The organism is Mesorhizobium marinum, assembly GCF_040813675.1.
GTDB lineage: Bacteria > Pseudomonadota > Alphaproteobacteria > Rhizobiales > Rhizobiaceae > Mesorhizobium_K > Mesorhizobium_K marinum.
On the sequence record NZ_JBFOCI010000010.1, the window covers coordinates 81953 to 106318 of the forward strand.

At 65.8% G+C, this 24366-nt stretch carries 19 protein-coding genes; 5 read left to right on the forward strand and 14 right to left on the reverse strand.

All coding sequences use genetic code 11. From position 1 onward, the window contains the following. Nucleotides 1–57 precede the first annotated feature (57 nt). Nucleotides 58–957: a polyphosphate kinase 2 gene (ppk2, locus tag ABUE31_RS22090; RefSeq protein ID WP_367725929.1), complete on the forward strand. Its 900-nt coding sequence runs from the start codon at nucleotides 58–60 to the stop codon at nucleotides 955–957. Here ppk2 and ABUE31_RS22095 read toward each other — a convergent pair. The 4 genes from ABUE31_RS22095 to ABUE31_RS22110 all read right to left on the reverse strand — a co-directional run bounded on the left by ABUE31_RS22095 (nucleotide 923) and on the right by ABUE31_RS22110 (nucleotide 5308). Continuing rightward, complete coding sequence (locus ABUE31_RS22095; protein WP_367725930.1) at nucleotides 923–2716, reverse strand: glycosyltransferase family 2 protein; 1794 nt, start codon at nucleotides 2714–2716, stop codon at nucleotides 923–925. The genes ppk2 and ABUE31_RS22095 overlap by 35 nt on opposite strands. Before the next feature lie 340 nt (nucleotides 2717–3056). Continuing rightward, nucleotides 3057–3797 carry an enoyl-CoA hydratase-related protein gene (locus ABUE31_RS22100; protein WP_437344180.1) on the reverse strand — a complete coding sequence of 247 codons (741 nt, stop codon included), beginning with the start codon at nucleotides 3795–3797 and terminating at the stop codon, nucleotides 3057–3059. A gap of 41 nt (nucleotides 3798–3838) precedes the next feature. Next, a complete protein-coding gene (locus ABUE31_RS22105; RefSeq protein WP_367725932.1) occupies nucleotides 3839–4477 on the reverse strand; it encodes an acyl-homoserine-lactone synthase in 639 nt (212 codons plus the stop codon). Between the two features lie 102 nt (nucleotides 4478–4579). Next, nucleotides 4580–5308, reverse strand: coding sequence for a helix-turn-helix transcriptional regulator (locus tag ABUE31_RS22110; protein ID WP_367725934.1), 729 nt, complete (start codon nucleotides 5306–5308; stop codon nucleotides 4580–4582). Nucleotides 5309–5580: 272 nt separating this feature from the next. Here ABUE31_RS22110 and ABUE31_RS22115 point away from each other — a divergent pair, with 272 nt between their 5' ends. Continuing rightward, nucleotides 5581–6417, forward strand: coding sequence for a transporter substrate-binding domain-containing protein (locus tag ABUE31_RS22115; RefSeq protein ID WP_367725936.1), 837 nt, complete (start codon nucleotides 5581–5583; stop codon nucleotides 6415–6417). Between the two features lie 6 nt (nucleotides 6418–6423). Here ABUE31_RS22115 and ABUE31_RS22120 read toward each other — a convergent pair whose 3' ends face one another. Then, entirely contained in the window at nucleotides 6424–6837 is a 414-nt protein-coding gene (locus tag ABUE31_RS22120) for a tellurite resistance TerB family protein (protein ID WP_367725938.1), read from the reverse strand. Between the two features lie 159 nt (nucleotides 6838–6996). On the opposite strand from ABUE31_RS22120, the gene ABUE31_RS22125 reads away from it, so the two are divergent. Beyond that, entirely contained in the window at nucleotides 6997–8775 is a 1779-nt protein-coding gene (locus ABUE31_RS22125) for a lysine--tRNA ligase (RefSeq protein ID WP_367725939.1), read from the forward strand. A 15-nt stretch (nucleotides 8776–8790) separates the two neighbouring features. Here the strand turns inward: ABUE31_RS22125 and ABUE31_RS22130 are convergent, their stop codons facing one another. The 9 genes from ABUE31_RS22130 to ABUE31_RS22170 form a co-directional block, all read right to left on the reverse strand. Further along, nucleotides 8791–9777, reverse strand: coding sequence for a thermonuclease family protein (locus tag ABUE31_RS22130; RefSeq protein ID WP_367725940.1), 987 nt, complete (start codon nucleotides 9775–9777; stop codon nucleotides 8791–8793). A gap of 11 nt (nucleotides 9778–9788) precedes the next feature. Beyond that, nucleotides 9789–10439 carry a S24 family peptidase gene (locus ABUE31_RS22135; RefSeq protein ID WP_367725941.1) on the reverse strand — a complete coding sequence of 217 codons (651 nt, stop codon included), beginning with the start codon at nucleotides 10437–10439 and terminating at the stop codon, nucleotides 9789–9791. Nucleotides 10440–10543: 104 nt separating this feature from the next. Further along, nucleotides 10544–11089, reverse strand: a complete 546-nt coding sequence (locus ABUE31_RS22140) for a thioesterase family protein (RefSeq protein ID WP_367725942.1) — start codon at nucleotides 11087–11089, stop codon at nucleotides 10544–10546. Nucleotides 11090–11129: 40 nt separating this feature from the next. Next, a complete protein-coding gene (locus ABUE31_RS22145) occupies nucleotides 11130–13349 on the reverse strand; it encodes an FAD-dependent oxidoreductase (RefSeq protein WP_367725943.1) in 2220 nt (739 codons plus the stop codon). Continuing rightward, a complete protein-coding gene (locus ABUE31_RS22150) occupies nucleotides 13346–14014 on the reverse strand; it encodes an FMN-binding negative transcriptional regulator (protein ID WP_367725944.1) in 669 nt (222 codons plus the stop codon). The genes ABUE31_RS22145 and ABUE31_RS22150 overlap by 4 nt, the downstream gene beginning before the upstream one ends. Nucleotides 14015–14023: 9 nt before the next feature. After that, a complete protein-coding gene (locus tag ABUE31_RS22155) occupies nucleotides 14024–15232 on the reverse strand; it encodes an acetyl-CoA C-acetyltransferase (RefSeq protein WP_367725945.1) in 1209 nt (402 codons plus the stop codon). 31 nt (nucleotides 15233–15263) lie between these two features. Then, nucleotides 15264–16433 carry an acyl-CoA dehydrogenase family protein gene (locus ABUE31_RS22160; protein WP_367725946.1) on the reverse strand — a complete coding sequence of 390 codons (1170 nt, stop codon included), beginning with the start codon at nucleotides 16431–16433 and terminating at the stop codon, nucleotides 15264–15266. Nucleotides 16434–16437: 4 nt separating this feature from the next. Continuing rightward, nucleotides 16438–18234 carry an acyl-CoA dehydrogenase C-terminal domain-containing protein gene (locus ABUE31_RS22165; RefSeq protein WP_367725948.1) on the reverse strand — a complete coding sequence of 599 codons (1797 nt, stop codon included), beginning with the start codon at nucleotides 18232–18234 and terminating at the stop codon, nucleotides 16438–16440. Nucleotides 18235–18647: 413 nt separating this feature from the next. Then, entirely contained in the window at nucleotides 18648–19112 is a 465-nt protein-coding gene (locus ABUE31_RS22170) for a MerR family transcriptional regulator (RefSeq protein WP_367725949.1), read from the reverse strand. A 447-nt stretch (nucleotides 19113–19559) separates the two neighbouring features. On the opposite strand from ABUE31_RS22170, the gene ABUE31_RS22175 reads away from it, so the two are divergent. Together ABUE31_RS22175 and ABUE31_RS22180 are read left to right on the forward strand one after the other, a co-directional pair. Further along, nucleotides 19560–23255 (forward strand): peptidoglycan-binding protein, encoded by a 3696-nt coding sequence (locus tag ABUE31_RS22175; protein WP_367725950.1) that lies wholly within the window; start codon nucleotides 19560–19562, stop codon nucleotides 23253–23255. A 189-nt stretch (nucleotides 23256–23444) separates the two neighbouring features. Then, complete coding sequence (locus tag ABUE31_RS22180) at nucleotides 23445–24365, forward strand: sulfite exporter TauE/SafE family protein (RefSeq protein ID WP_367725951.1); 921 nt, start codon at nucleotides 23445–23447, stop codon at nucleotides 24363–24365. The last annotated feature ends 1 nt before the right edge of the window (nucleotide 24366 follow it).

Sequence of the window (24366 nt, forward strand, 5' to 3'; positions counted from 1 at the left end):
GGACCACCGCGAAGCCACCCAATAGCATGCCTTTCATGACAAGAAAGGGTGTCGGCGATGGACGCGACGAACCAGAACACGCCACCAAAGGCGGAACCGCTGAAGATCAAGGTGGCGGGCGTCGAGCGGGTGTTCGACATCAATGACCCGGTGCTGCCCGACTGGGTCGAAAAATTCGCGCTGACGTCCGACGGCTACCCCTACGACAAGAAACTGAAGAGGGAGGACTACGAGAAGTCGCTGGAGGCGCTGCAGATCGAACTGGTCAAGCTGCAGGCGTGGCAGCAGGCCACCGGCCGCCGCGTGCTGATCCTGTTCGAGGGACGCGACGCCGCGGGCAAGGGCGGGACGATCGGCGCGATGCGCTACTACATGAACCCGCGCACCGCGCGCAACGTGGCGCTGCCCAAGCCGACGGAAACCGAGCGCGGGCAATGGTATTTCCAGCGCTACGTGGCGCATTTCCCGACTACCGGCGAATTCGTGACCTTCGACCGCTCCTGGTACAACCGCGCCGGCGTCGAACCGGTGATGGGATTTTGCACGCCCGAGCAGCACAAGGAGTTCCTGAAGGAGGTTCCGCGCTTCGAGAAGATGATCGAAGGGGACGGCATCCATTTCTTCAAGTTCTGGCTCAACCTCGGCCAGGAAATGCAGTTGAAGCGGTTCCACGACCGGCGCCACAGCCCGCTGACGAACTGGAAGTTCTCGCCGATGGACATCGCCGGCATCACGCGCTGGGACGACTACACGAAGGCGCGCAACCTGATGATCAAGGAAACCCACACAGACTACGCGCCATGGACGATCGTGCGTTCGAACGACAAGCGGCGGGCGCGCATCGAGGTGATCGGGCACGTGTTGCGGTCGCTCGACTACACCGGCCGCGACCTCGGGGTGATAGGCAAGGCGGACAACAAGATCATCGGGCAAGGACCAAAGCGCCTGCAGGACTAGGCGGGCGCGCCCGCCGCATCGGCCGGTGCGGCGTCTTTTCCCAGAGATACGGTTCACGACACAGCTGCCAGACCGCCCGCCAGGCAGCGATGGACATCATCATCCAATAGACCGGGGTGAACAGTACCACCTTCCAGAAGCCGAGCTTTTCGCGAACCTTCAGCACCTGCCATCCGAGCAGCAGGAAGGACAGGTATCCGCAAGCGACGTTGACGATGTCGATGGTGAGCAGCGTCGATTTCCAGCGGCTTGTCGGCCGGTCAAGCGCGATCTCGATCGCCAGGATCAAGCCGGTGCCCAGCAGGAACGGGTGGGCGAGCGCCGACAGCACCATGCCGCCAAAGAGTATCTGTCCGACAAGGAAGGAACCGGGGCCCAACTGGCGCAGGAGACGCACGGGTTGACGCATGTGGACCAGCCAGGTCTGCATCCAGCCCTTCAACCAACGGGTTCGCTGCGGCAGCCAGGTGGCGATCGTCTCGGGCGCCTGCTCCCAGGTCGGACAGTCGATCGTTTCCGTGCGATAGCCGAAACGGGCGAGCCGCATGCCGAGATCGGCGTCCTCCGTGACGTTGAACGGATCCCAGCCGCCGACCTCGTCCAGCGCCGATCGCCTGAAATGGTTCGACGTGCCGCCCAATGGAAGCACGAGCCGCCTGGCCGAGAGCCACGGCAACATCGCGCGAAACAAACCAGCGTATTCGAAGGCGAACATCCTGGCGAGAATGCCCGCGCCGCGATTGGCGATCTCAAGCGGGGCCTGGAGGCAGGCGACTTCCGGCGGCGATTCATTGAACTTTGCCCAGACATGAAGCAGTTGACGAGGATCCGGATGATCCTCGGCGTCGTAGAGCGCGACGAACTCGCCCCTGGTGAGCGGCAACGCGTAGGCGAGCGCCTTCGGCTTGGTGCGCGGTCCGGCGACAGGCACCTCGACCACTTCCATGTTCGGCGGAAGCGAAATGGCGCGAAGAGCGCCCAGGGTCGCCCGGTCATCCATCTCGCAGACAAGCTTGATCTCCAGCCTGCTTTTCGGCCAGTCGATCCGCTGAAGGGCGGCGACGAGTTCCGACACCACGTCGGCTTCGCGGTGGAGTGCGACCAGGACCGAGTAGACGGGCATCCTGCCTCGCGCTTCCGGCACAAGCTGCCGATGCTTGCCGCGAACGGCGGTGAGCGCCGCGAAGCGCAGCGCGACACACGTCAGGAAGATCACCGAAAAGACGAGATGCAGGGCAAACCACGTGTCGCCCGGCGCCAGCCAGAAGGCGACGGGCAACGTCGCCAGGAACGCGCCGACGACCAGGCCCTGCCAAGCGTTCGCGACGATGCGGGCCGACTGTTCCGGATAGCGGTCGAAAAGGCTGGAGATCGCGTGCCGGGTCAGTGCTTCCCGGACGCGCAGGAGAAGCGCCGCGCGCATGGCCCCCGGCGCGACGAGCTTCAGCCTGTCGCGCAGTCGAGGGCGGTCCGCGATCAGCCGACCGAGCCTTGAAAGGCCGACGCCGTCAGGCACGATCAGATAGCTGGCAGCGCCATCCTTTCCGGCGAGCTTGAAGGGCACGTGCCACGATCGTCGCCGCAGGCAGGCGGTGGCGAGTTCATCGGAGACGATGAGCCGGTCCGGATCGACCGCGAGCAAATGTCCGACCTGCAGTTCCTCTGCGAGCGCGCGGACGAAGTCGGCTTCCGTGACGAGACCGGACACAAGCAACTCGGTCTGGAAATCCGTGCCGTTGCGAGACGCGAGCGCAGCCACACAGGCGGCATCTCCGGCCGGCAGGCGGAGGCGGCGAATGACCGGCATCCACTCCAGTAGCTGCGGAAACAGGTGGACGGCGAATTCGTAGCCGTCTCCGCGACCATGCTCCGCAAGGGCGGCCCCTTCGAACGACATATCCCGAGGGACTGCCGCATCGTTCAGATGTGGCAGATCACCGAACAACATTGCGCTTCATGCCGATCCCCGATCAGCTTATCGCACGTCCCCTACCGCCTATTTGTTGCGGCATTTCAGCCTAACCTAAAACAAAGGCAAGTCAAACGAGAAGATATGTTTGCGCCGGCGACATCTATATTCTTGCTGAAAGGTATTCCGCTCAGGCGGCGAGACGGGCGATCCTCGCAAGCCTGCGAAGCGTCGTTTCGTCCTGCAAAGCCCTGTGGAAGAGCGTGATCTCCTCGTCGATGCGATCACACAGGTCGTCGCCGTCGCCGCGCAGGAGATGGCGGGTTTGCCGCAGGGCCTCGATCGGCTTCTTGGCCAATTGCCGCGCACGCGCGAAGGTCCGCTCCTCAACGTCGCCCACGGCGATTTCGGCGACCACCCCAAGGGTCATCGCCTCTTCGGCGCCGAGGGTGTCGCCGAGGCAGAAGAAGCGGAACGCGGCGGCATAACCCATCCGTTCCGGCGCCAGGATGCTGGTGGCGGCATCCGGAACCAGGCCAAGATCCACGAACGGCACGCGGAAGGTGCTCTGGCCGGACGCAACCACCATGTCGCAATGGAAAAGCATGGTGCAGCCAACACCGACCGCGTCGCCGTCGACGCAGGCGAGGATCGGCTTCGGATAGGTCGCGAGCGTGCGGAACATGCCTGTGACCGCCTCGATCAGTCCGGCGTGCTTGGTCGCGTCGAGGAACTCCGAGAGGTCGCCGCCGAGGCAGAAGCAGCCGGCAAGCCCGCGCAGGACGACGACGCGAACCTCGTCGTCGCCGGCGGCCTCGCGAAGCGTCGCGGCGAGCCGCTCGTATGCCTTCCGGTCGAGCAGCGGCCGCCCGTCGTCGGCGGCGACGGTGATCGTCAGGATATGACCCTTGAGCTCCGCCTGCGGACGCATGCCCGCCGCGGCGCCATCGACGGGAAGGTCGGTCGTCATCGTCACGATGCCTGTCGCTGGTCGAGCATGTCGGGATAGCCGCGCGCCAGCACGGGGGCGTGGTGGGCGCGGCGGCTGCGCACCACCTCCAGCGTGTGCTCGTTGAAGGTCAGCAGCGTCGCCACGACCTGCTGGCGGCCATAGGTCCGCTGGTAGCCCAGCGGCCGCGCGAGGAAGTGCAACTGCAGCGCGCGCAGAACCCACATCGGCTCGAACTCGATGATCACCTGATTTACGTCGCGCGGCAGGCCCCATTCGACGAAGCCCGCGATCAGCTCGGTTCCGACGGTGGAAACGTTGCGGCGTCCGTCGCGATACGCCGGCGCCACGGCGTAGCGGGTGAGTTCCCACACGTTGTGGCCGCTGGGCGGTTCGCCCTCATAGAGGTCGCTCAGCACTTCGGTCAGCAGGTGCGGACGCGTTGTCGGCAGCATGCGCTGATAGCCGGCGACCTCGCCATCGCGGATGACGACGTGGTGGACCGCCTCCTCGTGATCGAACTGGTCGATCTCGAGGCCATCGTCGCGATGAAGGTCTCCCCACCCCATCTCCTCGACGAAGATACGGTGGCGCAGCCGGTGAACCGCCTCCCAGAGGTCCGGCCGCTGCATCAGTTCTTCGGTGGTAAGCGCGTAAAGCACGAAAGTCTCCTTGATTTCTCAAGGCAGACTAGGGACCGCTACCCTTATGGATGCTTACATCAACCTTTAGGAATGTAATGATCTGATACGATTCGGCCGCATCTAAATATAACCGCGACGGATTGCCTCAGCGACGGCCTGCACACGGTTGACCGCGCCAAGCTTGAACTTGGCGTTGAGCAGGTGCTTTTCAGATGTGTGCTCGGATATTCCGAGAATCTGGGAGATCTCCCATTCCGACTTGCCGACTGCGGCCCACTGCAGGCATTCGCGCTCGCGCGGCGTCAGTTCGACATGTTCGACGGTCGGCTCCTGCACGCTCTGCAACTGCATGGCGCGACCGATCGCGTAGGTGGCGACCAGCGAAACCATCCCGAACTCGACGCCCGACATCTCGATCTGCTCGCCGCCCAGCGACACCATGACGATCTGGCCGTCGAGCGTCACCAGCGGGAAGGCGAGGCCGTCCTTGAGCTTGAACTCGCCGGCGTCGCCCATGACGGCTTCGCTGCTGCGGTCAATCCTGATTTCTTCGGTCGCGTCGCGCCACTGGAACGGCGCCTGCAACTGCTTCATGCGGGTGACGACCGGATCGTGGTCGATGTAGTTGCGCGCGACGTAGCGCTCGAGCCATTCGACCGGCCAGTCGCAGAGCAGCACATGGTCCTTCTGCCGGCCGGTAGGCGTTCCCGGTTTCGGGACCGTTCCCGCCATCAGCGCGGTCAGGCCGAAGGCCGACGTGACGTCGAGGAGCTTCTCGCACACGGCACCGGCCGTCTGCGCCTGCTGCAACTCGCCTATATATGCAAGCGTGCGATCAAAATGTCCCATCGCAACATCCACCCATGTTGCCGCAAGAATGCGCCTAACGTAGCCGCCCGAACCGCACCCTACCATTAACCTTGGATTGCAAAATAGCACATTCGACAGTTTACCGGTAGAAAATCGGCTCGGATTGGGCGCACGACCGATTGCCGGCTTTGCTCGAGCGAATGTTTGCTCGACAATAAGGCCTTTTCCAGGTCGGCGCGCCGGAGTAAATCCCAACGGCGACTTCGATCACCCGTCAACCGCCGGCGCGTCGCCGGCACGGCCGGAACAGCATGAACCGTCTCGCCATCGCAATCTGCGCCGCCCTGTTCGCGAGCGCCGCCATCCCGACAGCCGCCGAGCCCGTCGCGCCGGTGTTCTGGGACGTCAAGGAGCGTCTTCCCAAACCGGACCTCAGCGGCGTGACGAGGGTCAGGTTCCTCACCACGACCGACTTTCCGCCTTTCAACTACCTTGATCGCGACGGTCGCCTCTCGGGCTTCCATGTCGACCTGGTGCGGGCGATCTGCGCCGAACTCGGGATCGCCGACAAGTGCCAGATCCAGGCGATGCCGTGGGAGCAGATCGAGGACGCGCTGGCGCGCGGCCGTGGCGAGGCGATCATCGCCGGTGTCGCCATCACCGCCGAGTCGCGCGCCCAGTTCGCGTTCTCGCGCCCCTACCTGCAGTTTCCCGCCCGCTTCATGATGCAGAAGACACGCGCAACCTCGGAGCCGATCTTCCGCAAGATCGAAGGCGAGCGGATCGGCGTGATCGCAGGATCCGGCCACGAGACCATGCTGCGCGACTACTTCCCGGGCGTGAAGGTCGTGACCTATTCGCGCCAGGAGTGGATGTATGGCGACCTGAAGGCCGGAAAGATCGCCGGCGCGTTCGGCGATGGCATGCGTTTCGCCTTCTGGCTCGCCGGCTCGGATGCGAGCGGGTGCTGCCGCTTCGCCGGCGGGCCTTACCTGGCGCCGGAATATCTGGGGCTCGGGCTTGCCATCGCCACGAATGCCGGCGACCCGACGCTTGCCGCCGCCTTCGACTACGCGCTGCAGCAGATCGCGCTGAAGGGGCGCTTCGCCGAGCTCTACCTGCGCTATTTCCCGGTCAGCTTCTACTAGGTCGGCTCAGGTCAGGCTGCGATGGCGCGCCTTGTTGGCGCGCTCGATGGCCGCGACGGTGAGCGGATCGACCGCCAGCTCCTGCCGGAGCAGCTGGAGCACGCGTAGTTCTTCCATGCGCATTTCGAGGTCGACCGCGGCGACCTCGAAGGCGGCCGCGTAGGCCGTCTCGTGGAGATGCAGCGGCACGACCTGGCGGGCGATCCCGATCACCGCCTGCATGCCGCCGTCCTCGTGCAGGAGCTTCTGGCAATCCTGCGCGACCTTGACCAGCTTGGCCGGGTCAAAGCCCTCGAAGATCGGCCATGTGCGCACGACGTCGCCGATGCGCGCCAGTTCGATGTCGGTCATGTCCCGGTCAGACGCCGACGTGACGACCATCAGGTAAATCAACGCCTCGTGCGCGCTGGGCTTCTTCATGCGGTTCTCCCTTGCCATGCCCCCTAGCTAGGAAGCATCCGCGCGCTTGGCAACGAAAAAGCCCGGAATCGTTGACGCCGCCGCGCGGGTTCCATAGAGCATTGCCGACGAAAGCCCGGGCAGCCGGCGACAATCAGGACAGTATCGGAAGTCAACATCATGGCGTCTCCTGCCAGCATCGACCTCAATCCGGAAATGCTCGCGGCAGCGGCCGAGAGCAAGGCGTGGCCGTTCGAGGAAGCGAAGAAGATCATCGAGCGCTACAAGGGCCGCGATTTTCCGGAGACCGTGCTGTTCGAAACCGGCTACGGCCCGTCGGGCCTGCCGCATATCGGCACCTTCGGCGAGGTGGCGCGCACGACCATGGTGCGCCACGCCTTCCGGGTGCTGACCGGAGACAAGGTCAAGACCAAGCTGCTCTGCTTCTCCGACGACATGGACGGCATGCGCAAGATCCCGGACAACGTGCCGGACCCGGAAGCGCTGAAGCCCTACCTGCACATGCCGCTCACCGTCGTGCCCAACCCGTTCGGCGGCGACTACGAGAGCTTCGGCCACCACAACAACGCGATGCTCCGGCGCTTCCTCGACACGTTCGGCTTCGACTACGAATTCGCCAGCGCGACCGACTACTACAAGTCCGGCCGCTTCGATGCGATGCTGATCAAGACCGCCGAGAAGTACGACGCGATCATGAAAATGATGCTGCCCACACTCGGGCCGGAGCGTCAGGCGACCTACAGTCCGTTCCTGCCGATTTCGCCGAAGAGCGGCCGCGTGCTCTACGTGCCGATGAAGAAGGTCGACGCCGGGGCCGGCACGATCACCTTCGACGACGAGGACGGCACGGAGACCACGCTCGCCGTCACCGGGGGCAACGTCAAGCTCCAGTGGAAGCCCGATTTCGGCATGCGCTGGGCTGCGCTCAACGTCGACTTCGAGATNACGATCACCTTCGACGACGAGGACGGCACGGAGACCACGCTCGCCGTCACCGGGGGCAACGTCAAGCTCCAGTGGAAGCCCGATTTCGGCATGCGCTGGGCTGCGCTCAACGTCGACTTCGAGATGTTCGGCAAGGACCACCAGACCAACGCCGCGATCTACGACAAGATCTGTGGCATCCTCGGCGGCAGGCCGCCGGAGCATTTCGTCTACGAGCTTTTCCTCGACGAGGTCGGCCAGAAGATCTCGAAGTCGAAGGGCAACGGGCTGACCATCGACGAGTGGCTGACCTATGCGCCGACCGAGAGCCTCGGCCTCTACATGTACCAGCGCCCGCGGCAGGCGAAGAAGCTCTATTTCGATGTCATTCCGAAGGCGGTGGACGAATACTATTCCTTCCTGTCCGCCTATCCGCGGCAGGAGTGGAAGGAACGGCTCGGAAATCCGGTCTGGCACATGCACGACGGCAATCCGCCGGCAATCGACCTGCCGGTCAGCTTCGCGCTGCTGCTGAACCTCGTCAGCGCGTCCAACGCGCATGACAGGGGTGTGCTGTGGGGCTTCATCTCGCGCCATGCGCCGGGCGTGACGCCAGAGACGCATCCCGAGCTCGACCGGCTGGCCGACTATGCGATCCGCTATTTCGACGACTTCGTGAAGCCGGCCAAGGTCTATCGCGCGCCCGACGCCGTCGAGCGCGAGGCGCTCGCCGCGCTCGAAGCAGCGCTTGGCGCGTTGCCTGCGGAGGCCGACGGCGAGGCGATCCAGAATGCCGCGCTCAACGTCGCGCGTCGGATCGAGCGCTACCAGGACCACGCCAAGAAGAGCCCGGAGGGTGGGCCCGGCGTCTCCGTCGCGTTCTTCCAGATGATCTACCAGGTGCTGCTCGGCCAGGAGCGCGGCCCGCGCTTCGGCTCCTTCGCCCACCTCTACGGCATCGCCGAGACCCGCGCGCTGATCGACAAGGCGCTGGCCGGGAAACTGGCTGCCTGACGGTCTGGTCGCAGCCTACGGAGCAGGCGGAGGCGGCGGAAACGCCAGGCGCGGATCCGATGGCTGGGGTTCCGCGCCGCCTTCGGTCATGATCTGCAGGTCGTCCAGCGGGGCGCTGACCGGAGCATCGGGCACGCTGGAGATCGAGGACGCATCGGGCGGCGCGCCGAAAATGCCCATCTCGGCGGCGCGCGCCTTTTCCTCGGCCTGCACATAGGGACCGCCGGGCGCGGCGAAGGCCCAGCCGTTCGACACGAGCCACGCGCCTGCATCCTGCTTTGCGAGCCGGCAACGGGCGCGCGTCACCTCATGCTCCTCGTCGGGCAACTGGCAGACCAGCGCACGTCCGCGCAGCCAGAGGCGGAAGGCGGTGCGCGCCCTCATGCCGCAAGGCCAGGACGCGCCGTCATGGTTGCACCTCTCGTCGACCGGCACGCTCTTCACGCCCGAAATGGCGATGGTCCGTCCCCCGGATTCGAAGACGGCGGACTCGATGGCGAGCGGCCGGAAGAAGGACGTGCCGGCCCACTCGTTCCTGATTTCGGGCTTCGGCGGCAGAGCGAGGCTGAGCTGGCTCAGCGGCTCGCGGGGCGCGTCGCGCTGCAGGTCGTCCGCCGAGAGATCGGGCGGCGCGACGATGGCGGGCGCGACAAGGCGCGACGCCGCCGTCGGCTTGGCTGGTTCGGCGGCGGGTGCGTCGTCGCCGGGCGGCACGGCAGGGTTCGACGGAGCCTGGGAAGCCACGCTTTCCTTGCCGGCCGATGGCGGCTCAGGCAGGTCGTCGGGAGGTACGCCTCGGTCGGCGGCCGCAATGTCGGCGACACGCCCGGGTTCGGTCGGGGTGACCCCGACCGGTTCGCCAAGTGCGACGAGATCTTCGACAGTCGGCTGGTCCAGGACGACCGGATCCACGTCCGGCGGACCCGCCACCATGCGGCCACCGGCAAGAACGAGGGCCGCGGCAAGTCCCAGCGCGACTGCCGGAGGGATGATGGCGCGCACCGGTTCTGCGCCTACTGGCTTGCCCAGACGATGCGCGCCAGCCACTCCACCTCGCCGGCGGCAAGCTTGCGGTGCGGATGCTCCGGATTGAGCGATACGAGTTCGATCACGGCCGCCGTGCGCTTTTCCAGCACCTTCGCCATGACCTCGCCGGAGGTGGTCTTCACGACGACGCGGTCGCCCCTGCGGACGGCCGCGCTCGGCTGCACGACGAGCATGTCGCCGTGCCGGTAGAGCGGCAGCATGGAATCGCCCTGCACCTGCAGCGCATAAGACCCCTCGCCCGCCGGCGCCGGCAGTTCGATCAGGTCCCATCCCTGCCCGGCCGGAAAGCCGGCGTCATCGAAGAACCCGCCGGCGCCGGCCTGGGCAAAGCCGATCAGCGGCACGGTGGGCGCCTGTACCGGCAAGGGGCGGCCGGCTGCCCGTGGCCGGTCTTCGACCAGTGCGAAGAACTCCTCCAGGGAAGAATTTGTCGCCTCGATGATCTTGGCCAGCGACTCGGTCGACGGCCAGCGCGGGCGTCCGTCGGCCGACCGGCGCTTCGACTTGTTGAAGGCGGTCGAATCGAGGCCGGCGCGCTTGGCCAGGCCGGAAGCCGACAGTGAATAGCGTGCGGCCAGAGCGTCTATGGCGGCCCAGACGCGCTCATGCGACAGCATGGCTCGTCTCCTTCAGACAGGAAAAAATGCCTTTTCCTTGTAGGCCTGCGGCCGATGCCTGTCCAGACCAAACGAACGGCGCCTACGCCCTGCGCCCGGCCGCTTCAGCCGCGCTTCGACAGGGCACGCAACCCGGAATGCGACGCCAGGAAGGCCTGTTCCGCATCGTTCGGCGGACGGGGCACGCGGCCTCCATGGCCGAGCTCCGCGACAACCTCGTCCATCGGCACGAAGCGTTTCGCCTTCCGGTCGTAGACGCCGGCCGTGGTCAGGACGGTCGCCGCCACCGCGCCGTCTTCGTGCATGAACCTGTGCCGACCGATCACCTGCGTGCCGTCCCAGGTTTCGATCGACGACGCGACGGAAAAGCGCTGCCACAGCCTGACCTCGCGCACGAACGCGGTCTGCACGCCGCCGAGCATCGGCGCCCAGTTGCGGCGGCGCATCAGCGCGAACAGGCCGGAGCGGAAAAAGATGTCGATGCGGCCGAGGTCGGCCAGCATCAGGTAGCGGGCATTGTTCAGGTGGAGATTGAAGTCGATGTCGGTGGGCAGGCAGCGGAACGAAAGCACGCTCTCGCCGCCCGGCCGGTAGGGGCCGCGCGCGCCCGTCGTCGCCGCCATCCGGGCAAACCGCAACCAGACATACATTTGAAGTTCTCCGGGTTGCCCTCCCATGAAAGGAGGGAAACTAGGCCGCCTTGCGCTCGCCGTCCTTCGTGTAGGGGTCGAAGCGCTGGTAGAAGGTCTCGCCCTTGGCCGCCATGTCGAGCAGCAGCTTTGGCGGCTTGAAATCGGGTCCGTACTTCTTCTGCAACCCCTTCGCAATCGAGACGAACGCGGCGGCGCCGATGCCGTCGATGTAGGAGAGCACTCCGCCGGTGAAGGGCGCGAAGCCGAAGGCGAGGATCGAACCGACATCCGCCTCGCGCGGGTCGGTGACGATGCCCTCCTCCATGACGCGCGCCGCCTCGAGCGCTATGACCACCAGGAAGCGCCGCTTCAGCTCCTCATAGTCGACATCCTCCGCCCGCTTCTGCGGGTAGAGATCCTTCAGGCCTGGCCACAGCTTCTTCTTCGCCGGCTTGGCCGGATAGTCGTAGAAGCCCTTGCCGTTCTTGCGGCCGCGCCGATCGAACTTGTCGACCAGCGTGTCGATGAGCGCCATCTGCGCGGGGTCGACGGCTTTTTCTCCGAGGTCCCGCGCGGTCTGCCGCATGATCTTCTGGGCAAGGTCGACGGCGGTCTCGTCGGTCAGCGCCAGCGGGCCGACCGGCATGCCTGCGGCGCGCGCGCCGTTTTCGATCATCGCAGCCGGCACGCCCTCGATCAGCATCTTGTAGGCCTGCGACATGTAGCGCAGCACGCAGCGGTTCACGTAGAATCCGCGCGTGTCGTTGACCACGACGGGCGTCTTCCTGATGGCGCGGACGTAGTCGATGGCGACCGCGAGCGCCTTGTCGCCGGTCTTCTTGCCGAGAATGATCTCGACAAGCATCATGCGATCGACCGGCGAGAAGAAATGGATGCCTATGAAGTCCTTCGGCCGCGCCGAATTCTTCGCCAGCGACGTGATCGGGATCGTCGAGGTGTTCGACGCGAATACGGCGCCCGGCTTGAGGACGGCCTCGGCCTTTCCGGTCGTCGCTTTCTTTACCTCCGAATCCTCGAACACCGCCTCAATGACGAGGTCGGCGCCGTCGAGGTCGGCATAGTCGGCAGACGGCGTGATCAGCGAGAGAAGCTTCTCCTTCTCCTCGGGCTTGGCGCGCCCCTTCTTCACGGCATCGGAAATCAGTCCTTCCGAATGCGCCTTGCCCTTCTCGGCCGCTTCCATGTCACGGTCTATGAGAACGACGGGAATGCCAGCCCTGGCCGTCACGTAGGCGATGCCGGCGCCCATGAAGCCCGCGCCGACGACCCCGATCTTGGTGAACTTCGTCTCGGCAACGCCGGCGGGGCGGCGCGCGCCCTTGTTGAGCTCCTGCAGCGACACGAAGAGCGAGCGGATCATCGCCGCCGCCTCCTTCGTCTGCAGGATTTCGGTGAAGTAGCGCTGCTCGATCCTCAGCGCCGTGTCGAAAGGCACGAGCAGCCCTTCATAGACGCATTTCAGGATCGCCGCGGCGGCGGGATAGTTGCCGTAGGTCTCGCGCCGCAGGATGGCGATCGCTGCCGGCCAGAGGTTCGCGCCGGCGGCGGAATAGATCGGGCCGCCCGGCAGCTTGAAGCCCTTCTCGTCCCACGGCTGCACCGGCTTGAGGCCGCCGAGGATCATCGCCTTGGCCGCGTCGATCAGCTTGGCCGGCTCGGCCACCGCATGAATCAGGCCCATCGCCTTCGCCTTCTGCGGCGACAGCGTCTGGCCCGAAGTCAGCATCTGCAGCGCCTGCTGCTGGTCGGTCAGCCGCGGCACGCGCTGGGTGCCGCCGGCGCCCGGGAAAATGCCCACCTTCACCTCGGGCAGCGCCATCTTCACCTTGTCGATATCGGCCGCGACGCGTCCATGGCAGGCAAGCGACAGCTCGAAGGCGCCGCCCATGCAGGTGCCGTTGATTGCCGACACCCAGGGCTTGCCGGAGGTTTCGAGCTTGCGCCAGAGCCAGCCCATGCGGCCGGCGCCCTCGAACAGCAGCGCCATGGCCCGTTCCGGGTCCTTCGCCTTCTCGGCGTGGAAGACGCCCAGCATCTTCTGCAGCATGCCGAGGTCGGCGCCGCCGGAAAAGCTGTCCTTGCCCGAGGTGAACACCGCCCCCTTGATGGAGGCGTCCGCGGCCACCCGGTCGATGATCGTCTCGAACTCGTCCATCACCTCCTCGGTGAAGACGTTCATGGACTTGTCCGGCATGTCCCAGGTGACGAGCGCGATGCCGTCCGCGTCGGTCTCGACGGTGAAGTTCTTGTAGGTCATGTCGGGTTCACCTTCTGCTTGTCGGCTGCTGCGGCTCGTACCTGTTCAAGGTCGCGCATCAGCGTCGAGATCGACTGCGAGTTCTCGTCGGCCTGGTCGGCAAGCCCGGATTGCACGCCCCGGCGGTCCCCTTCCGACTTGTGCTGGTTCAGCTTCCAGCTGCCTTCCAGCCGCTCGACCGTCACGCGCAGGCCGACGATCGCCCTTGTCATGCCATCGATATACTTCTCCGGGGCGTCCGAGACCGCCCAGGGCACGGTGCGTCCAGCCTCGTTCCGGTCGGTCAACGCCACCAGATGAGCCAGCAGTTCCTCCGGCGCCTCGATCGTTTCCAGGCGGCCGTGCGCGTGCACCATCACATAGGTCCAGGTCGGAACGACGCGACCATGCTCGGCCTTGCTGGCGTACCAGCCCGGGTGAATGTAGGCCTGCGGCCCCTGGAAAATCACTATCGACTGCGCTCCGGCAAGCTGCCAGTGCGGATTGCCGCGGGCGACATGGAATTCGAGCACCAGCCGGTCGCGTTCCTCGCGCACGACGACCGGAGCATGCGTGGCGCGCAGCCCGTCCGGTCCCGGCGTGACGATCGCCGCAAGCTGGATGTCACGCATCGCCGAAACCAGCACGTCGCGGCGCGCCTCGCGGAACTGCTGGGGGATGTACATAACCTTCCCCTACACCCGCTCGATGATGGTCGCGGTGCCCATGCCGGCGCCGATGCAGAGCGTCACCAGCGCCGTGTTGAGGTCGCGACGCTCCAGTTCGTCGAGCACGGTGCCGAAGATCATCGCGCCGGTTGCGCCGAGCGGATGACCCATGGCGATGGCGCCGCCGTTCACGTTGATCCTGTCGTGCGGAATGTCGAAGGCCTGCATGTAGCGCAGCACGACCGAGGCGAAAGCCTCGTTGAGCTCGAACAGGTCGATGTCCGACAGCTTCATCTTGGCGCGCTTCAGCAGCTTCTCGGTCACGTCGACCGGGCCGGTCAGCATCAGGACCGGCTCGGAGCCGATGTTGGCGAAGGCGCGGATTCTCGCACGCGGCTTCAGACCGAGCGTCTTTCCAGCCTTCCTGGAGCCGAGCAGGACGCCGGCCGCGCCGTCGACGATGCCCGAGGAATTGCCGGCGTGGTGGACGTGGTTCACCTCCTCGACTTCCGGATGCTTCTGCACGGCGACGGCGTCGAAGCCGCCCATCTCGCCGGGCATGACGAAGGACGGGTTGAGCGAGGCGAGCGCCTGCATGTCGGTGGAGGGGCGCATATGCTCGTCGCGGTCGAGGATGGTCAGCCCGTTCTGGTCCTTGATCGGAATGACGGAATTCCTGAAGCGGCCCTCGTCCCAGGCCTTGCCGGCGCGCTTCTGGCTCTCGACCGCATAGGCGTCGACGTCATCGCGGGAAAAGCCGTATTTGGTGGCGATCAGATCGGCCGAAATGCCCTGCGGCACGAACCAGCCGGGCAGGCCGACGGAGGGGTCCATGTACCAGGCGCCGCCCGACATGCCCATGCCGACCCGGCTCATCGATTCCACGCCGCCGGCGATCACGATGTCGTCGGCGCCCTGCACGATCTTGGCCGCGCCGAAGTTGATGGCGTCGAGGCCCGACGCGCAGAAACGCGATATCTGCATGCCCGGCGCCTTGGTATCGTAGCCCGCCTCGAAGGCGGCCGAGCGCGGGATCACGGCGCCCGCCTCGCCGACCGGATCGACGCAGCCGAAGATGATGTCGTCGACGGTGGAGGTGTCGAGTCCGTTTCGGTCTCGCAACGCTTCCAGAACCTTCGCACCGAGGCGGACGGCCGGCACCTCGTGCAGCGACCCGTCCTTCTTGCCGCGCCCGCGCGGCGTGCGCACGGCGTCATAGACATAGGCTTCGGCCATCTTCCTGCTCCTTGAATTCTGTCGCTGCGCGTCAGAGGCCGCGCGCGATCAGCAGCTTCATGATCTCGTTGGTGCCGCCGTAGATGCGCTGCACGCGCGCGTCGCGGAACATGCGCGCGATCGGATACTCATTCATGTAGCCATAGCCGCCGAAGAGTTGAAGACACTCGTCGACGACTTTTCCCTGCAGTTCCGACAGCCAGTATTTCGCCATCGAGGCGGTCGCCGGATCGAGCCCCCCACCGATATGGCGGGCGGCACAGTCGTTGTAGAACACCCGGCCGATCGTCGCCTCGGTCTTCAGCTCGGCGAGCCTGAACTGGGTGTTCTGGAAGTCGATGACGCGCTGGCCAAACGCCTTGCGCTCCTTGACGTATTCGATGGTGAGCGCCAGCGCCCGCTCGGCCATGGCGATCGCCGTCGTGCCGATCATCAGCCGTTCCTGCGGCAATTGCTGCATCAGCTGGACGAAGCCCTGGCCTTCCTCGGCGCCGAGCAGCGCGGAGGCCGGAACGTCGACATCGTTGAAGAACAGTTCCGAGGTGTCGTTCGCCTTCAGGCCGATCTTGTCGAGGTTGCGGCCGCGCTCAAAGCCGTCGACGACGTCGGTCTCGACCACCATCAGCGAAATGCCCTTGGCGCCCTTGTCGGGATCGGTCCTGGCGACCACGATGACGAGGTTGGCCAGTTGGCCGTTGGTGATGAAGGTCTTCTGTCCGTTGATGCGGTAGCCGTTTCCGGATTTCTCGGCGCGCGTCCTGATGCCCTGCAGGTCCGATCCGGCGCCGGGCTCCGTCATCGCGATCGCGCCGATCAGTTCGCCTGTCGCGAGCTTCGGCAGCCACTGCCTCTTCTGCTCCTCCGAGCCGTAGTGGAGGATGTAGGGCGCGACGATCGCGTTGTGGAGGCCGATGCCGAAACCATCGACGCCGACATGGGCGATGGCCTCGATGATCGCACTCTCATGGGCGAAGCTTCCGCCGGCGCCGCCATACTCTTCCGGCATCGAGGCGCAGAGCAGGCCGGCTGCGCCCGCCTTCTCCCAGCTCGCGCGATCGACCATCTCCTGCTTCTCGAACTCGTCGTAGCGGGGCGCGATCTCCTCGGTCATGAAGCGGTGCGCCATGTCGTAGAGCATGGCGACATCCTCGCTCCTCCAAGCGGGCGCCGGCAGGCCCAGGATGTCAGCGGGAGCGGTCATGGCTTCAGAACGCCTCCGCCGGCAGCGCCATCATGGCGTCGGCGCCCGCCGAGAGGCGGGCGAGATGCGCCGCCGTCTCGGGCATCACTCGCTCCATGAAATAGCGGCCGGTGACGATCTTGTTTTCGTAAAACGAGGCCGCGTCGCCCGCGCCGACAGCGAGTCTTGCCTGCGAGGCCTTGACCATCAGGCCCCACATGTAGCCCAGCGCGACGAGCCCGAAGAGATGCATGTAATCGGTCGACGCCGCGCCCGCATTGTCGGGCTTCTGCATGGCATTCTGCATCAGCCACATGGTCGCCGCCTGGAGGTCGTTCAGACCCTTCTTGAGGGCCTTGGTGAACGGCGCCATGTCGGCATCCGCGCGGTTCTCCTCGCAGAAATCGCCGACTTCCTTGAAGAACGCCTGGATGGCGCGGCCGCCGTGCATGGGCAGCTTGCGGCCAACGAGGTCGAGCGCCTGGATGCCGTTGGCGCCCTCGTAGATCATGGCGATGCGGGCATCGCGCACGAACTGGCTCATACCATGTTCTTCGATGTAGCCATGGCCGCCGAACACCTGCTGCGCCATCACCGCATGCTCGAACCCCTTGTCGGTGAGAACGCCCTTGACGATGGGCGTCATCAGGCCGAGCGCATCGTCGGCATCCTGGCGCTCCTTTTCGTCGGCGGAGCGATGGGCGATGTCCGACTTCAGCGCCGTCCACAGCGCCAGCGCGCGGCCCGACTCGTTGACGGATCTCATCGTCATCAGGATACGGCGGACGTCGGGGTGAACGATGATCGGATCGGCCGGCCGGTCAGGCTCCTTCGGGCCGGTCAGCGCGCGGCCCTGCAGCCGCTCCCGGGCATAGACGGCGGCGGCCTGATAGGCGGCCTCGCCGACCGCCAGTCCCTGCAGGCCGACGCCGAGGCGCGCCTCGTTCATCATCGTGAACATCGCCTTCAGGCCGCCATTGGCCTCGCCGAGCAGCCAGCCGGTCGCCGCGTCGTAGTTCATGACGCAGGTGGCGTTGCCGTGGATGCCCATCTTCTCCTCGATCGAGCCGCAGGAGACGCCGTTACGCTGTCCGGGGCTCCCTGACGCGTCGGGCAGGAATTTCGGCACGATGAACAGCGAAATGCCCTTGGTGCCCTTCGGCGCGCCCTCGATGCGGGCAAGGACAAGGTGCACGATGTTGTCGGCCATGTCGTGTTCGCCGGCCGAAATGAAGATCTTCTGGCCGGAAATCCGGTAGCTCCCGTCGCCCGCCGGCACTGCCCTCGTGCGCAACAGGCCGAGGTCGGTGCCGCAATGCGGCTCGGTCAGGTTCATGGTGCCGGTCCAGCCGCCCTCGACCAGCTTCGGAAGCCAGGTCGCCTTCTGCTCTTCGGTGCCGTGCGCGATCAGCGCGGCGATCGCGCCCTGGGTCAGGCCGGCATACATCAACAGGGCCATGTTGCCGGAGATCATGTATTCGGAAACGGCCGTGTGGACCGTGTAGGGCAAGCCCTGCCCGCCGAATTCCTCGGGCGCTGCGAGGCCCATCCAGCCGCCCTGCAGATATTCGTCGAAAGCCGCCCGGAACACCTTCGGCGTCGTTACCGAACCGTCGTCGTGGCGGACGCAACCTTCGATGTCGCCGGCGCGGTTGGTCGGCTGGATGACATTTTCGGTCAGCCTCGCGCCTTCGGTCAGGATCGCCTCGAGGACATCTGCGGAGGAATCGGCGAAGCCGGCGAGATTGGAATAGCGCTCGTAGCCGAGAACCTCATTGAGCACGAACAGGGTATCACGCACGGGCGCCGTGTAGGTCGGCATGCTTTCCTCCGGACGGTCTTGGCGGCGAGGCCGATCAGCCCGGTCAGGCTATCCTGTCGCCTCTGAAACGTCACCCCAGAATATTGACGTTTACGCAAACGTCAATATTGGGCCACGCACTTTCTCGATGGGTGCGGCAGCGAAACCGGCGGCCAGGCTATCGTTTTGTGGGGAGGAGGAACTGGCTTGAGCCCCGGGTTCATCCTGCATCGGCTTGGCGGCCAATGCGGCGGCGAAACTTTTCGGAACTGGTTTCTGGCGATCAGGCGTTCGCCGGAGGCCTTCCGATACCGCGAAACGCTGGCTCAAGGCAGCAGAAGAAGCGGCGGCTTGCGCCACCGTCCGATCATGGTCGATCTTGGGGAAACGTCGATCGGGCGAAGCCAGAAGCAGCCGCCCGATCCGTCAGGACGTCAGCTGGCGACGGCCGTCGGCGCGCTGCGCTCGGCGAGCATCCGGCGGACCGCGGTCATCATGTCGGAGAGTTCGGCGATCGCGTCGTCGATCGCGGCGCGCTGCTTCTGCAGGCGCGCAAGCTGCTTCTCGGACTTGTCCATGGTCAGGCGAAGCTGCTTGGTGTTCGCGCCGCTCGGATCGTAGAGATCCATGATCTGCTTCACGTCGCGCAGCGAAAAGCCGATCTTGCGGCCGAGCAGGATCAGCTTGAGGCGGGCGCGGTCGCGGCGCGTGTAGAGACGGGTCGAGCCGTCGCGCTTGGGGCTGAGCAGCCCCTTGTCCTCGTAGAAGCGCAGGGTGCGAAGCGTTACATCGAACATCTTCGCCATCTCGCCGATGCGGGCGTACTCTTCGTCGGCCTCAGGAACAACAGCGTCATTCGCCGGCGCGGCGGCGCCGGCCTGATTGAAGGTCATGGTCATTGACTTTCCCCAATGCGGCGTCTGGAAGACGCCTGACCGGAAGCGGAGGGGTAAGCAATCCGGCCGTGGTTTCGACAAATGCATCGCAAGCGGGCACCTTAGCGCCCCGCCCGCATTAGCGCAGCCCTATAAAGCCGGCGATCACAGGATGCAAGCGCGCGATGGTTGCATGCATGTGCGGCAGTTTGAACCAGTTTTGTGCAGCCGCGGCAGGTCGCCAACGCGGATTTTTACGAAGTTTGCCAAATCCCTAACGCGGTTAACACCTTGTTTACCACGTTAGGGGAAAGGTGCGCATGTCGGTGCGCCGTGGCTAATCTGTAACGACTTTTTCACGGAACTCCCGGGCGAAGGCTCGCAGTTTTCCACCGGATGGAACGCAGCCTGCCCGGTCCGGCATGCAGAATCACAGCTGGCGGCGGGCCAGCGGAGCGAACGGACGTTTCGATGAGCAGCAAGCGATCCTACCTCGACGCAGTCAACGCAGGCAGGCAGCGCCGGTCCTACGCATCGCTGGAACAACTCAACCGGTCGCTCGAAACCCTCGAGCAGCGCCTCGAGCGCAATCGCGAAGAAACCTCAGGCCACGGTTTCGAGAGCCATCGCCGCGCCGCCTACGAGGCCCCGCAGGGCGCGCCCTCGCGCGCACGCCCGCAGGACTACCGTGGCTGGCCGGACCAAACCGATCGGCAGCCCTACCAGTCCATCGCCAGCGACATCGAACGCATGCGCCGCGAAGAGGTCGGCGTCGCCGCCTTCGGCAAGATCGCCGGCGAACTCAAGGGGTTGCGCGAGGAACTCAGGCACCAGATGGCGTCAAGCATGCGCCGCGAGTTCGACGACCTGCGCAAGGATTTCCAGCACGTCAACGCGCACGGCGGCAACGCCGCCGGCAAGCTCGCCCAGGATATCGAGCGCATTTCCAGCGCCGTGCAGGCGCTGGGCGAGCGCGGCGACGACCGCAGCATCAATATGCTCAGGACCGAGATCGAACAGGTCAAGGCCGCGCTGCACACGGTGGCGCGCGAGGAAACCGTGCTTTCGGTCGATCGCCGCTGGGACGACATCGGCCGGCGTCTCGACGATTTCGAGAACCGCCTGGCCGGCGGCGGCGGACAACCGGCGCCCTCGGCGGAGATCGCAGCCCTGACCGACCGCATCGAGAAGATCGGCCGGGCCGTCGGCGAACTGCCCGACTCGCTTCCGCTGCGCGCACTCGAGGACAAGGTCCGCACGCTCGCCGCCGCGCTCGATCACTTCATCGAGCGGCAGGACGGGCGCGCCAGCCAGACCTTCGGCCAGATCGAGGAGCGTCTCGACGAGATTTCACGGGCGATCGTGGCGGCCACGGTGGCTTCCCAGCATCAGCATATCGATCCGGAACCCTTCGAGCGCATCGAGGGGCGAATCTCCGCGCTCGCCAAGCAGATCGACGAGGTCGCCGAGGACCGGGCCGGCAGCGAGATGATGCAGCACCTGCAGGCCCTGTCGCGGCGGGTGGACGAGCTCGCGGCGCGCAGTTCCCTGCCCGACGAAGCGGTGGAGCGTCTCGCCTACCAGATCTCCATCATCGCCGACAAAGTCGACCACACGCCGGCAATGCCCGAAGTGGGCGAGATCTTCGCCGGCATCGAGCAGCGTTTCGACGTCCTCTCAAGCCTGTTCGAACGGCGCCAGGACGACGCGCTCGAACAGGGCAACATGCTGTTTCGCGAACTGGAGCGCCGCCTCAACGAGGTGGCCGAGCGGATCGACCAGCGCCAGGCGCAACCCGCTCTCGACAGCGGCTTGATCATGAAGGCGATCGACCAGCGCTTCAGCGAGCTTGCGGCCACGCTCGGCGCCGGCCGCAGCGACGGCGTCGGCGACGACGTCATCCGCGGCCTCGAATCGAGGCTGGAGAGCCTTTCCAGGCAGATCGACCAGTCGGCCAGCCAGTTCGCGGGCATCGATCCGGACCTCGTGCGCAGCCTCGAGGCACAGGTCTCCGGGCTTTCGGAGCACCTCGCAAGGCCGACGGCGCCGCTGCCGGAATTCGTCGACTTCTCGCCACGGCTGAGGGAGATTGAAAAGTCGATCGCGGAGAGCCGCGACTCCGTGCTGGAGGCAGCGCGGACCGCGGCCGAAACCGCGGCGCGCTCGCTTGCCGGCGCCCAGCCGGAAGCAGGCGCTGTGAGCGGCCTGACCGAAGAACTGAAGGCTCTCGAGGAACTCACCCGCCGTTCGGACGAGCGCAACTCGAAGACCTTCGAGGCCATACACGACACGCTGCTCAAGATCGTCGACCGGATGGGTTCGCTGGAGCGCGACGCGGCCGGGCCCGTCGGCAAGCTGGAAGTCAAGGACACGCCGTCGATCGACGCGGACGACATTTTTGCCGACGCCGACCTGGACTCCGATGCCGGGCCCGCCCCGGCACAACGCGCAACCGTCGAACGCACCCCGGCCCAAGCCGCTGCGGCGGCCGCAATGGCGGCGGTCAGCGACGACAACAAATCGGACGATCCCGGACAGGCCCCGGGGAACAAGCGGTCCCTGCTCGGCGGCCTCTTCCGCAGCAGGAAGGCGGCGAAGGAGCCCCAGCTTGCCGGATCCTCGGTGAACGAGGCGCCCGCCGCCGTCGCACCCACGGTGGACCTGGATACGCCGCTCGACCCCAAATTCGCCAACAGGCCGCTGGAGCCGGGCTCCGGAGCGCCGGACCTCAGCGCCATCATGAAGCGCGTGCGCGACGAACGCAGCCCGACCGCCCGCGCCGGCGAAGGCGACGCCGGCAAGTCCGACTTCATCGCCGCCGCGCGGCGCGCCGCCCAGGCCGCCGCGGCCGAAGCCGACGTGAAGAAGCGCAAGTCCGACGTCGGCAGCCCTGTCAAAGCGCTGCGCCTCGGCGACATCCTGAAGTCGCGGCGCAAGCAGGTTCTGATGGTCTCGACCGCGTTGCTGACCGCACTGGCCGGCCTGCAACTCGGCAAGACCCTTATGAACGACAACGGCGAGAGCGTTCCCGTCGTCGCCGCGCAGTTCGATCCCGTTCCGGTTGCCGCCACACAGGCAGCAGCGAGCCCGACCGACGACCCGGTCGCCGCGCGCATGGCCGGCGCCTTGGACGACATGTCCCTGGCCGGGCAGGACGACGACGCGGGAACGGATATCGAAGACTTCGATGCGATCGACGCGCCGCAGGCCGCCGACATGCCGGCTACCGCGATGCACGACATCAAGGTGGCGGCGATCGCGCCCGTCCAGCCGATCGCGGACGCCGCCGCGCTCGAACCGCTTCCGAGCGTTTCGATCGACGTTCCTGCCGACGCCGGCCCGCTGCCGCTTCGCGAGGCGGCCGCCGCGGGCGACGCCAGGGCGCTCTTCGAGATCGCCACACGGTATGCCGAGGGGCGCGGCGCCAAGCCGGACATGGCGGCAGCCGCAGAATGGTACGAGAAGTCGGCCGAACTCGGCTTTGCTCCCGCGCAGTACCGCATCGGCAACATGTACGAGAAGGGTACTGGCGTCGAGCGCGACCTCGGCAAGGCCCGAGGCTGGTATCTCAAGGCGGCCGAAAGCGGCAACGCCAGCGCCATGCACAACCTGGCCGTCCTCTACGCGATGGGCGCCGAAGGCCAGTCCGACAACGACGCGGCGGCCCGGTGGTTCGTCAATGCGGCCGAACTCGGCGTGAAGGACAGCCAGTTCAACCTCGGCATCCTCAGCGCAAAAGGCGTCGGCATGAAGCAGAGCCTCGAGGAATCCTACAAGTGGTTCGCGCTGGTCGCCAAGACCGGCGACAAGGACGCCGCCAACAAGCGCGACGAGATCGCCAACGCGCTGCGCCCCGAGCAACTCGAACGCGCCCGCGCGACCGCGGAACTCTGGAAGCCCAGGCCGCTCGACCCCGAGGCCAACACGACCGATGTCCCTGCCGAGTGGCAGGAGAGCAACGAGAAGACCGCCAGCATCGACATGCCGAAGGCGATCATGACGGTCCAGCAGATCCTCAACAAGAGCGGCTACCAGGCCGGCAACGCCGATGGCGTCATGGGCGACAAGACCAGGACGGCGATCGCGCAGTTCCAGATGGACAACGGCATGCAGGCCACCGGCGAGATCGACGAAAAGCTCGTGCGCGTGCTGCTCGCCCGCAAATAGAGGCGCAAAGGTCGCGGACAAGCCCGCGACCGTTTAGGAAACGCGCTTTAACCGATTGGGATTTTTTTGCTTCTACAATGCCGGCGAAATTGACTTCGCCGCATTGTGGGCGCAAGTGCTGGCTAACTCGCCTGGGCTATCCTCAACGCATGGACGGCCGAGGAACCAAGCTGTCGGGACGAGTCGCGGGTGGGCATATATCTGCCGATCGCCGAACTGTCGGTAAACCTGTTCGTGCTTCTTGCAATGGGCGCGGCGGTGGGATTCCTGTCGGGCATGTTCGGGGTCGGCGGCGGCTTCCTGATCACCCCGCTCCTGATCTTCTACAACATCCCCCCGGCGATCGCCGTGGCCACCGGCGCAAACCAGGTCGTCGCCTCGTCGTTCTCCGGCGCGCTGTCGCACCTGAAGAAGGGGACGCTCGACTTCAAGCTCGGCACGGTGCTGCTGGCGGGCGGCGTTGTCGGCGCGACCGTCGGCATCTATGTGTTCACGCTCCTGCGCCAGTTCGGCCAGCTCGACCTGATCATCTCGCTGCTCTACGTCGCCCTGCTCGGCACCGTCGGCGGGTTGATGCTGGTGGAGAGCGTCAGGGCGATCCGCCGCGCGCGCGACGGCGCCGCGCCGACGTTGAAGAAGCCCGGCCAGCACAACTGGATCCATCGTCTGCCCCTCAAGATGCGCTTCCGCGCCTCGAAGCTGTTCGTCAGCGTCATCCCCGTGCTCGGACTGGGCGCCGGCATCGGCTTCCTGTCCTCCATCATGGGCGTCGGCGGCGGCTTCATCATGGTTCCGGCGCTGATCTACCTGCTCAAGGTGCCGACCAACGTCGTCGTCGGCACGTCGCTTTTCCAGATCATCTTCGTGGCCGCCTACACGACCATCGTGCACGCCTCGACCAACCAGACCGTCGATGTCGTGCTGGCCTTCGCGCTGATGATCGGCGGCGTGGCCGGAGCACAATACGGGGCCAAGGCGGGGCAGCGGCTACGCGGCGAGCAGTTGCGCGCATTGCTGGCGCTGCTCGTGCTGGCGGTGGCGCTGCGGCTCGGCTTCGACCTGTTCGTTCGCCCGCAGTCGATCTATTCGCTTGCGACGCCGGGATTCTGAG

Coding starts and splice junctions, on each gene's coding strand:
- ppk2 (WP_367725929.1), top strand. CDS start 58: ATGGACGCGACGAACCAGAACACGCCACCAAAGGCGGAACCGCTGAAG.
- ABUE31_RS22100 (WP_437344180.1), bottom strand. CDS start 3,797: ATGCGTCCGCAGGCGGAGCTCAAGGGTCATATCCTGACGATCACCGTC.
- ABUE31_RS22110 (WP_367725934.1), bottom strand. CDS start 5,308: ATGGGACATTTTGATCGCACGCTTGCATATATAGGCGAGTTGCAGCAG.
- ABUE31_RS22115 (WP_367725936.1), top strand. CDS start 5,581: ATGAACCGTCTCGCCATCGCAATCTGCGCCGCCCTGTTCGCGAGCGCC.
- ABUE31_RS22120 (WP_367725938.1), bottom strand. CDS start 6,837: ATGAAGAAGCCCAGCGCGCACGAGGCGTTGATTTACCTGATGGTCGTC.
- ABUE31_RS22135 (WP_367725941.1), bottom strand. CDS start 10,439: ATGCTGTCGCATGAGCGCGTCTGGGCCGCCATAGACGCTCTGGCCGCA.
- ABUE31_RS22140 (WP_367725942.1), bottom strand. CDS start 11,089: ATGTATGTCTGGTTGCGGTTTGCCCGGATGGCGGCGACGACGGGCGCG.
- ABUE31_RS22145 (WP_367725943.1), bottom strand. CDS start 13,349: ATGACCTACAAGAACTTCACCGTCGAGACCGACGCGGACGGCATCGCG.
- ABUE31_RS22150 (WP_367725944.1), bottom strand. CDS start 14,014: ATGTACATCCCCCAGCAGTTCCGCGAGGCGCGCCGCGACGTGCTGGTT.
- ABUE31_RS22155 (WP_367725945.1), bottom strand. CDS start 15,232: ATGGCCGAAGCCTATGTCTATGACGCCGTGCGCACGCCGCGCGGGCGC.
- ABUE31_RS22160 (WP_367725946.1), bottom strand. CDS start 16,433: ATGACCGCTCCCGCTGACATCCTGGGCCTGCCGGCGCCCGCTTGGAGG.
- ABUE31_RS22165 (WP_367725948.1), bottom strand. CDS start 18,234: ATGCCGACCTACACGGCGCCCGTGCGTGATACCCTGTTCGTGCTCAAT.
- ABUE31_RS22170 (WP_367725949.1), bottom strand. CDS start 19,112: ATGACCATGACCTTCAATCAGGCCGGCGCCGCCGCGCCGGCGAATGAC.
- ABUE31_RS22175 (WP_367725950.1), top strand. CDS start 19,560: ATGAGCAGCAAGCGATCCTACCTCGACGCAGTCAACGCAGGCAGGCAG.